The organism is Klebsiella sp. P1CD1 (genome assembly GCF_003790505.1).
GTDB classification, from domain to species: Bacteria; Pseudomonadota; Gammaproteobacteria; order Enterobacterales; family Enterobacteriaceae; genus Klebsiella; species Klebsiella variicola.
Genome location: NZ_CP033631.1, coordinates 534,375 through 547,595 on the forward strand (window position 1 = coordinate 534,375; position 13,221 = coordinate 547,595).

Sequence of the window (13,221 nt, forward strand, 5' to 3'; positions counted from 1 at the left end):
TGACGATTGCCGGGAATTGCCGCAATCTCAATAGATCGCCTTCTGTATTTCCGCCTGTCAGGCGGCAACAAACGAGTAGCATAACGATGAGTCTGAACCTGGTAAGTGAACAATTACTGTCGGCAAATGGCCTGAATCATCAGGATCTGTTTGCCATTCTTGGTCAACTGACCGAGCGCCGCCTCGATTACGGCGATCTCTATTTTCAGTCGAGCTATCACGAATCCTGGGTTCTGGAAGACAGCATCATTAAAGATGGGTCGTACAACATTGACCAGGGCGTAGGCGTGCGCGCCGTCAGCGGCGAAAAAACGGGCTTTGCCTATGCGGACCAGATTAGCAAGCTGGCGCTGGAGCAGAGCGCCCAGGCGGCGCGGACGATTGTGCGTGATACCGGTAATGGCAAAGTGCAGACCCTGGGAGCCGTTGAGTACAGCCCTTTGTACACCAGCATCGACCCGCTGCAGAGCATGAGTCGGGAAGAGAAGCTGGATATTCTGCGCCGGGTGGACAAAGTCGCCCGGGCGGCGGACAAGCGCGTGCAGGAAGTTTCGGCCAGCCTGAGCGGCGTTTATGAGCTGATTCTGGTGGCCGCCACCGACGGCACCCTCGCCGCGGACGTTCGCCCGCTGGTGCGCCTTTCGGTCAGCGTGCTGGTGGAAGAGGATGGCAAGCGTGAGCGCGGCAGCAGCGGCGGCGGTGGACGCTTTGGCTATGACTATTTCCTCGCCTCCCAGGAGGGCGACGTGCGGGCTGATGCCTGGGCGAAAGAAGCCGTGCGCATGGCGCTGGTGAACCTTTCGGCAGTCGCCGCCCCGGCGGGGATGCTGCCGGTGGTGCTCGGCGCCGGCTGGCCTGGCGTCCTGCTGCACGAAGCGGTCGGCCATGGGCTGGAAGGTGATTTCAACCGTCGCGGCACCTCGGTCTTTAGCGGCCATATGGGGGAATTAGTTGCCTCTGAGCTGTGCACCGTGGTGGATGATGGCACCATCGTCGATCGTCGCGGGTCGGTTGCCATCGATGACGAAGGCACGCCGGGGCAATACAACGTGCTGATCGAAAACGGCATCCTGAAAGGCTATATGCAGGATAAGCTCAATGCGCGTCTGATGGGCGTCGCGCCGACCGGTAACGGCCGTCGCGAGTCGTATGCTCATCTGCCGATGCCGCGTATGACCAATACCTATATGCTGGCGGGCCAGTCGACGCCGCAGGAGATTATCGAGTCGGTCGATTACGGTATCTTCGCGCCTAACTTTGGCGGCGGGCAGGTGGATATCACCTCCGGTAAGTTTGTCTTCTCTACCTCCGAAGCCTATCTGATCGAAAAAGGGAAGGTCACGAAGGCGGTGAAAGGGGCCACGCTGATCGGCTCCGGGATTGAAACCATGCAGCAGATTTCGATGGTAGGGAATGACCTGCGGCTGGATAACGGCGTTGGCGTTTGTGGCAAAGAGGGCCAGAGCGTGCCGGTGGGCGTCGGCCAGCCGACCCTGAAGGTCGATAATCTTACCGTCGGCGGTACCGCCTGATCCTGACCAGGTTCCCGGCGCTGCCGGGAACCGCTTCACCGGGCGATCCCGCGCCCGTGCATGCCCTGATAGATCTTCGCCACGTCGACAAAATACTCTGTCAGATAGTTGATACAGACCTGCACTTTCAGCGGCAGTTTATCCTTTTCCGTATACAGCGCGTAGACCGGCCGTGGATCGGACTGATAGCTGGGCAGCAGGATCTCAAGCTCGCCGCGGTTGATCTCTTCGATCGCCCACATCAATGGTACATAAGCGATACCCACCCCGGCTGTCAGCCAGCGTATCAGCGTCATGGGATCGTTGGTCACAAAGCGCCCCTGCGGGATCAGGCGGGTTGAGATCCCTTCCGGGGCGATAATTTCAAATTCGTTATCCGGACGTACGCTATATTCGAGCCATGAATGGCTGGCGAGGTCGGCCGGTTTCTCCGGATTGCCTGCCTGCGCCAGATAGCTTTTGGCGGCGCATAATACCATCGGCATTGAGCCCAGGCGGCGGGAAAAAAGGCTGGAATCCTGCAGGGCCCCCACGCGGATCACCACGTCAAGGCCGTCGGCGATCAGGTCAGGGGCTGGTATGCCGGTGACCAGATTGACGGAGAGTCCGGGGTATTCTTTCAGCATTTCCGCCGTTATGCGCGCCAGAACATTTTGTGCCATAGTTGAAGAGCAACCGATGCGCAGCGTCCCGATGGGGGTGTTATTAAATGCGTATAATTGCTCATGGACATCCTGCGCTTCAAACAGCATCCTACGGCAGCCCTGGTAATAGATTTTACCTGCTTCAGTTAAGCCAAGGCTGCGGGTGCTGCGGTTGAGCAGCTTTACCTGCAGCTCATCTTCCAGTTTGGCGACGGTCTGACTGATCGAAGAAACGCTCATCTGAAGCTGGCGGGCCGCCGCGGTGAATGAACCTAATTCGACCACTTTGGCGAAAACGGACATGCGTTTTAATCGTTCCATTATTCACTCTGGCTTAAAAGTGATTTAGATCACACATTGTAGATAATGCGGCAATCGTTACGTTAATATATTGTTAGCTACATAATAAACGCATCTGCTCACTACCTGTACGCTTCTTATTCAAGGTCATCATGAGTCTGTTTCCTGTCATCGTGATTTTCGGCTTATCGTTTCCGCCGATCTTCTTCGAGTTGCTTTTGTCGCTGGCCATCTTTTGGCTGGTGCATCGACTGCTGGTTCCGACCGGCATTTACGATTTTGTCTGGCACCCTGCACTGTTTAATACGGCGCTATATTGCTGCCTTTTTTATTTGATATCGCGCTTGTTCGTTTGAGGTTGATGTGAAAACACTAACAAGAAATATCCTCCGTACCGCTATTACCGTGATACTGGTCATTTTGGCTTTCGTGGCGATTTTCCGCGCCTGGGTCTATTACACCGCTTCGCCGTGGACGCGGGATGCGCGCTTTAGTGCTGACATTGTGGCGATTGCCCCTGACGTCTCCGGGCTGATTTCCCAGGTAAACGTCAAGGATAACCAACTGGTTAAGAAAGACCAGGTATTGTTCGTTATTGACCAACCTCGTTACCAAAAAGCGCTGGCGGAGGCGGAAGCCGATGTCGCCTACTACCAGACCTTAGCGCAGGAGAAGCGCGTTGAAGCGGGTCGGCGTAATAAGCTGGGCATACAGGCGATGTCGCGGGAAGAAATAGACCAGGCGAACAACGTGCTGCAAACCGTTGAGCATCAGTTGGCGAAAGCGGTAGCCAGCCGCGATCTGGCCAGGCTGGACCTCGAGCGCACAGAAATTCGCGCCCCCGCGGATGGCTGGGTGACCAACCTTAACGTCTATACCGGGGAGTTTATTACCCGTGGCTCCACGGCGGTGGCGCTGGTGAAAGAGAATACGTTTTACGTCATGGCCTATCTGGAAGAGACCAAGCTGGAAGGCGTCCGCCCTGGCTACCGTGCGGAGATTACCCCGCTTGGCAGCAGCAAAACCATTAAAGGGACAGTGGACAGTATCGCTGCAGGGGTGACCAACGCCAGCAGCAGCAGCGACTCGAAAGGGATGGCCTCGGTCGACTCCAACCTTGAGTGGGTGCGTCTGGCGCAGCGTGTGCCGGTGCGTATTCGCCTCGACCAGCAGCAGGGCAATCTGTGGCCATCGGGCACCACGGCGACGGTGGTGATCACCGGTAAAGAAGACCGCGATACCAGCCGGGCCAACTTCTTCCAGAAACTGGCTATGCGCCTGCGCGAATTCGGTTAATCGCTATGGGGACATATACCATTGCTCCCCGGCATCTCCGCTTTGCCATTAAGCTTGCATGCGCGGTGGTGCTGGCGCTGTTCGTCGGTTTCCATTTTCAGCTCGAAACACCGCGCTGGGCAGTACTAACGGCAGCGATCGTCGCCGCCGGGCCGGCCTTTGCTGCCGGCGGCGAACCTTACTCGGGCGCGATCCGCTATCGTGGGATGTTGCGAATTGCCGGGACCTTTATTGGCTGTATTGCGGCGCTGATTATCATCATCCTGATGATCCGTGCGCCTCTGCTGATGATGCTGGTTTGCTGCCTGTGGGCCGGGTTTTGTACCTGGATTTCGTCGCTGGTTAAGGTCGAGAACTCCTATGCCTGGGGACTGGCCGGGTACACTGCGCTGATTATCATTATCACCATCCATACCAATCCGATGCTGGCGCCGCAGTTTGCGGTCGAACGCTGCAGTGAAATTGTCATCGGTATTGTCAGCGCTATCGTCGCCGACCTGCTGTTCTCTCCACGTTCGATTAAAAAAGAGATCGACCTTGAGCTGGATAACCTGCTGATTGCGCAATATAAGCTGATGCAGTTATGCGTCGCCCACGGTGAAAAAGAGGAAGTGGATCAGGCGTGGGGCGCGCTGGTGCGTCGCACCACGGCGCTGGAAGGTATGCGCAGTAATCTGATCATGGAATCCTCTCGCTGGGCGAAGGCGAATCAGCGCCTGAAGGCGATCAATACCCTTTCATTAACGCTTATCACCCAGGCTTGCGAGACTTACCTGATTCAGAACTCGCGCCCGGAAATGGTGACGGATGACTACCGTGAGCTGTTCGCCGAGCCGGTGGAGACAGTGCAGGACGTCCACCAGCAGCTGAAGCGTATGCGCCGTTTTCTGACCTGGAAAGGCGAGCATAATACGCCCGTCACCATCTACAGCTGGGTGGGTGCCGCTACGCGCTACTTATTGCTTAAGCGTGGCGTGGTGGGTAACACCAAAATCAGTCGCATTGAAGATAGTGTGCTGCGCGGCGAAGCGGTGGTCAAAGTGGAATCTGCTGAGCGCCACCATGCGATGGTGAACTTCTGGCGTACCTCCGTCTCCTGTATCCTCGGGACGCTGTTCTGGTTGTGGACAGGCTGGACCTCAGGCAGCGGCGCGATGGTGATGATTGCCGTCGTTACCGCGCTGGCGATGCGCCTGCCTAACCCCCGAATGGTGGCGATGGACTTCCTTTATGGCACCCTGGCGGCGTTACCGCTGGGTACCCTGTACTTCCTGGTGATCATGCCGGCGACGCAGCAGAGCATGCTGCTGCTTTGCATCAGCCTGGCGGCGATGGCGTTCTTTATCGGTATCGAAGTGCAGAAAAGGCGTCTCGGATCGCTGGGAGCGCTGGCGAGCACCATTAACATTCTGGTGCTGGATAACCCGATGCAGTTTCAGTTCAGTCAGTTCCTCGACAGTGCGCTGGGGCAGATCGTCGGCTGTTTCCTTGCTCTGATGGTGATTCTGCTCGTCAGAGATAACTCACGGGCCAGAACCGGTCGGGTGCTGTTGAACCAGTTTGTCTCTGCGGCGGTCTCCTCACTGACAACGAACTCGGCGCGTCGCAAAGAGAATCATCTGCCCGCGCTCTATCAGCAGTTGTTTTTATTGCTCAACAAGTTCCCCGGCGATGTCGCCCGCTTCCGTCTGGCATTGACGTTGATTATTGCCCATCAGCGCCTGCGTGATGCGCCCGTGCCGGTGAACGACGATCTGTCGGCCTTCCATCGACAGCTGCGACGTACCGCAGATCATGTGATCTCCGCCGGGAGTGATGATAAGCGTCGGCGCTACTTTACCCAGCTGCTGGCTGAGCTTGATGTCTATCAGGAGAAGTTGCGGGTCTGGGAGGCTTCGCCGCAGGTGACCGAGCCCGTGCGGCGGCTGGTTGAGATGTTGCACAAGTACCAGCATGTGCTGACCAGCAGTTAACCCCTAAACCGACGCCCAGGCGTCGGTTTTTTTATCGCTATACTTAACGGCGACAGGAAGAGAAAGCGGGAGGGGCTGCCATGACCACCTATACGTTTGATTTTGACGAAATCGCCGAACAACAGGATTTCTATCGGGAGTTTTCCCGAACCTTTGAGCTGGCTCAGGATAAGGTCAACAACCTCGATTCACTGTGGGACGCGGTGACTGGTGGGCTGCTGCCATTGCCGCTGGATATTGAGTTTATTCATTTAAACGACAAGCAGCGTCGGCGCTTCGGCGCGCTGATTTTATTATTTGATGAAGCAGAAGAGGAGCTGGAGGGGGAGTTGCGCTTTAACGCCCGGCATAGCTAACGTTCATCTTTTAAACCGAGAAACACGGCTTTGATTTTCAGGATGACGTCATCTGTATCCTGCCGGCCACTAACATTGTGCTGTCGTTCGTGACCAGTGTTGAGCGATAAATGGCTGTTTTCATCAAAAAAGTAGATGAATTTAATACAAAAAGCGCATTATTCATGGTGATTTTTCGGGGATACACTGCCTGAAACGCGATCGCATTTTGTATTTGACCTGCTATTGGCAGGTATTCTCCAGGACTGAATACCATGAAAACCCTTCCTTTGTTATTCACCAGCGGCCTGATGCTGGGCACCATGTCTGCGACAGCCTACGCTGCGGAACTCCCTGGTTATGCTGATGGTGCGCAGGTTATTCACGTGGACCAGACTCGTGGCCGTATCGACACATTCAATGGCGTGGTTTATGGCCAGGTTAAAAACGCGGTCTCTGTGCGTCAGATGCATATGTCTTTGCTGGTGCCGCGCAATCACGATCTAAAGCCCGCCATTGTCTACTTCCCTGGTGGCGGCTTTACCAGCGCGGCATGGGATAAATTTATCGAAATGCGCATGGCGCTGGCGGAAGCCGGATTTGTCGTCGCAGCGGCGGAATACCGCACGGTACCAGACACGTTTCCGGCGCCGGTTGTCGATGGTAAAGCGGCTATCCGCTACTTGCGCGCCCACGCGGCGGAATATGGCATTGATCCTAAACGTATCGGCGTGTTGGGCGATTCTGCTGGCGGCTATATGGCGCAGATGATGGCGCTGACGCACGGCGAGAAAGCCTGGGAGCAGGGCGATTTTCTCGACCAGTCTTCCGATGTCCAGGCCGCAGCGACGCTATATGGCATCTCTAATCTATTGAATATTGGTGAAGGCTTCCCACCAGAGGTTCAGCACGTGCACGCCTCGCCGGCCGTGACGGAGGCGCTCCTGGTCCATGGCAGCGCTTTTCGCGACTGGCCTGGCGCGGCTATCGGCAGTGACCGGCAAAAAGCGCTCAATGCCAGCCCGATGGGGCATATCTCTCGTAACGAACCGCCAATGTTGATTATGCATGGCAGCGCTGACACCCTGGTTTCACCTGTCCAAAGCGCGCAGTTATATAAGGCATTAAAAGCGGAAGGTAATAAGGCAGACTATGTACTGGTCGAAGGCGCTGAACATGGCGACGATAGCTGGTATCAGAAGCCGGTTATCGATCGCGTGGTCAACTGGTTTAAAGCGACGCTCGGCGCGCCGGTTCACACTGCCAACGGGACGAAAGATAAGGACGCCAATCTGTAAATCGCTGTTCCGTTATGGAAGCGGAACGCATTGTTCGGACGGGTCTGGCGATGAACCAAAAAAAAGCCCCCGGCAGGCGGGGGCAAGTCGTCGAAATAAGACGACGAGGGTTTATTTGTACAGCTCAGCGGTGGCGTGCCAGCTATCGCCGGTACGTGCTTCAATAATACGGTAGCTGCTGGCGCCTTCTTTCTCGGCTTTAGCGGCCAGCTCCTGACGCATGTCCATTGGCGCACTACCTACCTGGGATACGGAGATGGTGCCCATGGACTGCAGGTTTTGTGCTTGTTCAGCGTTAACTTGCTGAACGGCCGCGCTTGCGCCGAAAGAGAGAACGGAAGCCAGGCCAAGGGATGCGATGATCATTGCGCGTTTCATAATCTTTACTCCAGTCTTTGTTTTGCCGCGGCGGGGGATGTATGCGCCCAGGCCGCGGTAGAGAATCTGTGTCGGGTTAGTCGTTGACGAACTACAACTTATTTATAAAGCTCAGCGGTGGCATGCCAGTGGTCGCCAGTGCGGGCTTCGATAATGCGATAAGAAGAAGCCCCTTCTTCCTGCGCTTTCTTGTTCAGCATTTCATGCATATCCATCGGGGAAGAGGCTACCGCGCCGACGGAAACTGTGCCGATGGCCTCGCGGCCCTGGGCTTGCTCGCTGTTGATAACGTCAGCGGCAAAAGCGCCAAACGACACGACGGACAGGATGCTGAGTGCTGCTACAGTGGTTTTGATTTTCATGATGTTCACCTCGTCGAATCTTTTTGTTGAGGGTCTTTGTTTCGTGACCCTCATCACAAAACCAAGTATACACTAATCACCAAAAATATTAATACCATGCTAATTGTTTTGCGCGTTAATAGTTACAATGAATTGCGCTTTTTATAACCTATAAGAATTAAAAATGACAACTTATCCGCAGCGATAAGATTTATTTCTAATAAAATCATAAAGGTATGCGAATTTGATCTTTTGTGCGTTTTAGGCGTTTCCCTTAAGTAAAAGAACGTATAGACGCGTTAAATCACACAAAATGTTAAATAATTGTTGGATTGAGGGGCGTGAGAGAGAAAGAAAGGGGAGTCGCCCTCTGACGATTGCCAGAGGGGAATACTCAGAGTTCCTGTTCGAACAGGACCAGGATGGCGTCGTGCAGATCTTTCACCGTAAAGCCGCGCGCAGGGGTGGTGAAGATGGTGTCATCCCCGGCGATGCTGCCGAGAATACCTTCCGCCTTGCCCAGCGAGTCGAGAAGACGGGCAATCAGCTGCGCCGCGCCGGGGCTGGTGTGAATCACCACGACGGCATCGTTATAGTCGATATCCAGCACCAGATTTTTCAGCGGGCTGGAGGTGGTCGGCACGCCAAGCTCAGCAGGCAGGCAATAGACCATTTCCATTTTGGCGTTACGGGTACGAACCGCGCCAAATTTGGTGAGCATGCGGGAGACCTTCGATTGGTTGATATTCTCGAAGCCTTCTTCCTGCAGCGCCTGGACGATCTCTCCCTGCGAGCTGAATTTCTCTTCTTTAAGCAGCGCTTTAAACGCTTTAACCAGTTCTTCTTGTTTTGCCGAACTTCGCATAAGTCACCCAGATTATGGTGGTAAAAACAACATCATTATGCATAACCGTGAATTTTTATGCAAATAATCCGCAACGGGATAGGTCAATAATGTTATGAAGGGGGCATATTTTAGCAAAAAAACCATATAAGGAACATGTTCACATCACAACGCTTAAAGCCATGTAAAAGTAAATGAAATGTTATTGAGTTGGTGTTGTTTTGCGCAACTGGCTGGGTGTATTGTAACCAACAGTCGATCCGGTACTTCGCTTTGCTGGATGGTCAGTCAGGAAGCATAAAGTGCGCCGCTGTTCTATTGCTACGCACAATAATGCATTCTTCAGCCATAATCATTGTAATTGTTCATCTTGTGAATTAAGGTCCAGGCGACGGAATAACGAAAGACTAAATTAACCATAATAAGGAGTTTAGGATGAAAGTTGCAGTCCTTGGCGCCGCCGGTGGTATCGGCCAGGCGCTTGCCCTACTACTTAAGACCCAACTGCCTTCAGGTTCAGAGCTCTCGTTGTACGACATCGCTCCGGTTACGCCGGGCGTGGCGGTAGATCTAAGTCATATCCCCACAGATGTAAAAATTAAAGGATTTTCCGGTGAAGATGCTACCCCGGCGCTGGAAGGCGCTGATGTGGTGCTGATCTCCGCGGGCGTAGCGCGTAAGCCCGGCATGGATCGTTCCGACCTGTTTAATGTGAATGCCGGCATCGTTAAGAACCTGGTGCAGCAGATTGCCAAAACCTGCCCACAGGCCTGCATCGGTGTTATCACCAACCCGGTGAATACCACCGTGGCTATCGCCGCCGAAGTGCTGAAAAAAGCCGGCGTGTACGATAAAAACAAGCTGTTCGGCGTCACCACGCTGGACATTATCCGCTCCAATACCTTTGTCGCTGAGCTGAAAGGTAAATCGGCAACCGAGGTGGAAGTCCCGGTCATTGGTGGTCACTCCGGCGTCACCATTCTGCCATTATTGTCGCAGATCCCGGGCGTCAGCTTCAGCGATCAGGAAGTGGCCGATCTGACTAAACGCATTCAAAATGCCGGTACCGAAGTCGTGGAAGCGAAAGCGGGCGGTGGGTCGGCGACGTTGTCGATGGGTCAGGCGGCTGCGCGCTTTGGTCTCTCTCTGGTTCGCGCGATGCAGGGAGAGAAAGGTGTGGTGGAGTGCGCCTACGTGGAAGGCGACGGCCACTATGCGCGTTTCTTCTCCCAGCCGCTGCTGCTGGGAAAAAACGGCGTGGAAGAGCGACAGTCTATCGGCAAACTCAGCGCCTTTGAGCAGCAGGCGCTGGAAGGCATGCTGGACACCCTGAAGAAAGATATCGCGCTCGGCGAAGACTTCGTCAACAAGTAACCTCGCACGTGCAAAAAAGCCGGAACCGTTGTTCCGGCTTTTTATTGCCTCACTTTTCGCCTCCATGCGCCAGCGGTCGGGCAAATCTGCTAAAATCCCCCGCGTTTTAAGCCACCAGCCATGAGGACAGCGTGAAAAAGATCGAAAGAAAACAGACCCGGGACCAAATCGCGCAGATGATTCGTTATCAGATCCTCTCCGGCGCCATGAAACCCGGGGAGGAACTGACTCAGGAGAACATCGCGGAACAATTGGGACTTTCACGTATGCCGGTTAGGGAAGCGCTACAGTCCCTTGAACAGGAAGGATTTCTGGTGCGCTTGCCTAACCGACATATGCAGGTCTCCACGCTGGCCGTCGAGGATGTGAGCCATATTTTTCGCGTTATCGCGGTGATGGCTGCTGAACTGTTTGCCCTCGTGCCGGCAAATCAGGGGGAATTACTTCGCGCGCGCGCGCAGGAGCTGGCGCGTGCTGGCGATAATGCCGGTGAACTGGCGTTTCATCAGTTGCTGATTTCCTATCTTGATAACCGCTATCTGGCAAAGGCGTATCAGCAATTTTTGGACGGTTATATTTCCTATGTCATTCTGTACCTGAAAGAGGATGGCCAGGAGTCGGCGCAGATCCTGAACGAACTGGCGAGCGCCATTGGCCATGGCGAAGGCGAAAAAATTGCTCAGGCAACACAGCGTTATTTCCTTATGCTTGCGGAGATAATGCGTCAACATATGAAGGATTGGGAAAGTGCAGAAGCCTAAATTAGGGAAAATTAAGCTTCTTTCCGCGAAGGAGCAGGTGGCGGCGGTTTTGCGTAAAGCGATCCTTTCGCGGGATTTAGTGGAAGGGCAGGAAATTACCCTTGAAGGGATTGCCAAAATGGTTGGCGTTTCCAGCATGCCGGTACGTGAAGCGTTTCAGATTTTAGCCGCCGATGGTCTGATTCAAGTGCGGCCGAATAAAGGTGCGGTGGTGCTGGGGATTAATGAGCAGACTATCCGTGAGCATTACGAAATTCGCGCTGTACTGGAAAGTGAAGCGGTGGCGAAAGCTTCTCGTCCAGGGACCGATATTTCACGCATCGCTCAGGTTCACTATGCCGCAGAGAAGGCGCTGGCAGACAATAATTCTGCTGAATATTCCGACCTGAACCAGGCCTTCCACATGGAGATCTGGAACGCGGCGGGAAATGAAAAAATGAAGATGCTGCTCTGCAACATGTGGAACGGACTGTCGATGGGGCACAAGGTGACCGAAGAAGAGTACGCCGTCATTTCCCTCCGTGAACATAAAGCGATCTTACAAGCGCTTGAGCAGCATAACGAAGCGCTGGCCCGTCAGCGAATGCATGAGCATATCATCCGCTCGATGGAGAATATGCTCACGCGTTACCTGCCCGATCCTGCTCCCTGACCGGATCGATCGCCAGCGAATAGCTGGCGTTTGTTATATTTATCAACGTTATTAATTCCTCAACGTGACGATCTGCGCAGGATCTTGATGTAGATCTCATTGCGCGATCATTCCACAAAAACGCATTGACTTACTTTTTTCATGGGAATAATTTCTCCCTCGTCAATATTGGATACAATATCATATATCATTGATAGGAAGAATTATAAGTATGGAACCGATTACCATCACCCTATGTTTGCTGGTGTTCGCTATCGTCATGTTCGTCTGGGAGAAAGTGCCGCTGGCAGTGACTTCCATGGTGGTTTGTGTGGCGTTAGTGGTCACTGGCGTATTGGATCTGAAGCAGGCCTTTGCCGGTTTTATCGACAGCAATGTCATTCTTTTTGTCGCCATGTTCGTCGTCGGCGGGGCGTTATTTGAAACCGGGATGGCCAATAAAGTCGGCGGGGTGATCACTCACTTCGCCAAAACCGAAAAACAGCTGATTTTCACCATCATGGTGGTGGTCGGCGTGATGTCGGGCTTTCTTTCCAACACCGGTACGGCGGCGGTGCTGATCCCGGTCGTCATTGGCGTGGCCGCCAAATCGGGGTTTTCCCGCTCGCGTCTGCTGATGCCGCTGGTGTTTGCTGCCGCATTGGGCGGCAACCTGTCGCTGATTGGCGCCCCGGGCAACCTGATCGCGCAATCGGCCTTACAGAACATCGGCAGCGGCTTCGGTTTCTTTGAGTATGCGAAAGTGGGTCTACCGATGCTGGTCTGCGGCATCCTCTATTTCCTGACCATCGGCTATAAGTTTTTGCCCAATAATCCAAACAGCGGGGAAGTGGGCAGCGTCGGCGAACAGCGGGATTACAGCCACGTTCCACGCTGGAAGCAGATCCTGTCCCTGGTGGTGTTGATCGCCACGATCCTCGGCATGATTTTCGAAAAACAGACCGGCATTAGCCTGGCGGTGGCCGGCTGTATCGGTGCCCTGGTGCTGGTGGTTACCGGGGTGCTGACGGAAAAGCAAGCTTACAAGGCCATTGATTCACAGACTATTTTTATCTTCGGCGGCACTCTGGCGCTGGCAAAGGCGCTGGAAATGACCGGGGCGGGCAAGCTGGTGGCTGACCAGGTTATCGGTCTGCTGGGCAACAACTCCTCGCCGTTCATGCTGCTGGTGGTGGTCTTTGCCCTCTCCGTGGTGATGACCAACTTTATGTCCAATACCGCCACCGTCGCGCTGTTGGTGCCGGTGAGCCTGTCGATTGCCGCCGGTATGGGCGCCGATCCGCGTGCGGTGCTGATGGCGACGGTGATTGGCAGCTCCTGCGCCTATGCGACGCCGATCGGTATGCCCGCCAATATGATGGTGCTGTCGGCCGGGGGCTATAAGTTCGTCGATTACGCCAAATCCGGCATCCCTCTGATTATCGTTTCCACCATTGTCAGCCTGATCCTGCTGCCAATCCTTTTCCCTTTTCATCCGTAACTTACGGACGCTG

General features: G+C 54.4%; 14 protein-coding genes. 10 read left to right on the forward strand and 4 right to left on the reverse strand.

Going from position 1 to position 13,221, the window contains the following annotated elements; genetic code table 11:
* Positions 1-86 precede the first annotated feature (86 nt).
* Positions 87-1,532, forward strand: coding sequence for a metalloprotease TldD (gene tldD / locus DTA24_RS02635; RefSeq protein WP_008806685.1), 1,446 nt, complete (start codon positions 87-89; stop codon positions 1,530-1,532).
* Between the two features lie 35 nt (positions 1,533-1,567).
* Here the strand turns inward: tldD and aaeR are convergent, their stop codons facing one another.
* Entirely contained in the window at positions 1,568-2,497 is a 930-nt protein-coding gene (aaeR, locus tag DTA24_RS02640) for an HTH-type transcriptional activator AaeR (RefSeq protein ID WP_008806684.1), read from the reverse strand.
* A 131-nt stretch (positions 2,498-2,628) separates the two neighbouring features.
* On the opposite strand from aaeR, the gene aaeX reads away from it, so the two are divergent.
* The 5 genes from aaeX to DTA24_RS02665 all read left to right on the forward strand — a co-directional run bounded on the left by aaeX (position 2,629) and on the right by DTA24_RS02665 (position 7,378).
* Positions 2,629-2,832, forward strand: a complete 204-nt coding sequence (gene aaeX / locus DTA24_RS02645) for a p-hydroxybenzoic acid efflux pump operon protein AaeX (RefSeq protein WP_002918640.1) — start codon at positions 2,629-2,631, stop codon at positions 2,830-2,832.
* Between the two features lie 7 nt (positions 2,833-2,839).
* Entirely contained in the window at positions 2,840-3,772 is a 933-nt protein-coding gene (aaeA, locus tag DTA24_RS02650; RefSeq protein WP_008806683.1) for a p-hydroxybenzoic acid efflux pump subunit AaeA, read from the forward strand.
* 5 nt (positions 3,773-3,777) lie between these two features.
* Complete coding sequence (gene aaeB / locus DTA24_RS02655; RefSeq protein WP_012540451.1) at positions 3,778-5,745, forward strand: p-hydroxybenzoic acid efflux pump subunit AaeB; 1,968 nt, start codon at positions 3,778-3,780, stop codon at positions 5,743-5,745.
* Between the two features lie 80 nt (positions 5,746-5,825).
* On the forward strand, positions 5,826-6,101 hold the full coding sequence (locus DTA24_RS02660) for a barstar family protein (protein WP_012540452.1): 276 nt from the start codon (positions 5,826-5,828) through the stop codon (positions 6,099-6,101).
* Between the two features lie 254 nt (positions 6,102-6,355).
* Positions 6,356-7,378 carry an alpha/beta hydrolase gene (locus DTA24_RS02665; protein ID WP_012540454.1) on the forward strand — a complete coding sequence of 341 codons (1,023 nt, stop codon included), beginning with the start codon at positions 6,356-6,358 and terminating at the stop codon, positions 7,376-7,378.
* Positions 7,379-7,489: 111 nt separating this feature from the next.
* On the opposite strand, the gene yhcN-B is transcribed toward DTA24_RS02665, so the two are convergent.
* From yhcN-B to argR, 3 genes are all read right to left on the reverse strand, one after another.
* Positions 7,490-7,756, reverse strand: a complete 267-nt coding sequence (gene yhcN-B / locus DTA24_RS02670; protein WP_008806680.1) for a DUF1471 family stress response protein YhcN-B — start codon at positions 7,754-7,756, stop codon at positions 7,490-7,492.
* Between the two features lie 98 nt (positions 7,757-7,854).
* Positions 7,855-8,118 (reverse strand): peroxide/acid stress response protein YhcN, encoded by a 264-nt coding sequence (gene yhcN / locus DTA24_RS02675; RefSeq protein WP_008806679.1) that lies wholly within the window; start codon positions 8,116-8,118, stop codon positions 7,855-7,857.
* Between the two features lie 373 nt (positions 8,119-8,491).
* Positions 8,492-8,962, reverse strand: a complete 471-nt coding sequence (gene argR / locus DTA24_RS02680; protein ID WP_002918625.1) for a transcriptional regulator ArgR — start codon at positions 8,960-8,962, stop codon at positions 8,492-8,494.
* Between the two features lie 414 nt (positions 8,963-9,376).
* On the opposite strand from argR, the gene mdh reads away from it, so the two are divergent.
* From mdh to DTA24_RS02700, 4 genes are all read left to right on the forward strand, one after another.
* On the forward strand, positions 9,377-10,315 hold the full coding sequence (gene mdh, locus DTA24_RS02685; protein WP_008806678.1) for a malate dehydrogenase: 939 nt from the start codon (positions 9,377-9,379) through the stop codon (positions 10,313-10,315).
* A 131-nt stretch (positions 10,316-10,446) separates the two neighbouring features.
* A complete protein-coding gene (locus DTA24_RS02690; protein WP_008806677.1) occupies positions 10,447-11,076 on the forward strand; it encodes a GntR family transcriptional regulator in 630 nt (209 codons plus the stop codon).
* Positions 11,063-11,728 carry a GntR family transcriptional regulator gene (locus tag DTA24_RS02695; protein ID WP_008806676.1) on the forward strand — a complete coding sequence of 222 codons (666 nt, stop codon included), beginning with the start codon at positions 11,063-11,065 and terminating at the stop codon, positions 11,726-11,728. Before DTA24_RS02690 ends, DTA24_RS02695 begins: the two co-directional genes overlap by 14 nt.
* A 211-nt stretch (positions 11,729-11,939) precedes the next feature.
* On the forward strand, positions 11,940-13,208 hold the full coding sequence (locus DTA24_RS02700) for an SLC13 family permease (RefSeq protein ID WP_008806675.1): 1,269 nt from the start codon (positions 11,940-11,942) through the stop codon (positions 13,206-13,208).
* Positions 13,209-13,221 lie beyond the last annotated feature (13 nt).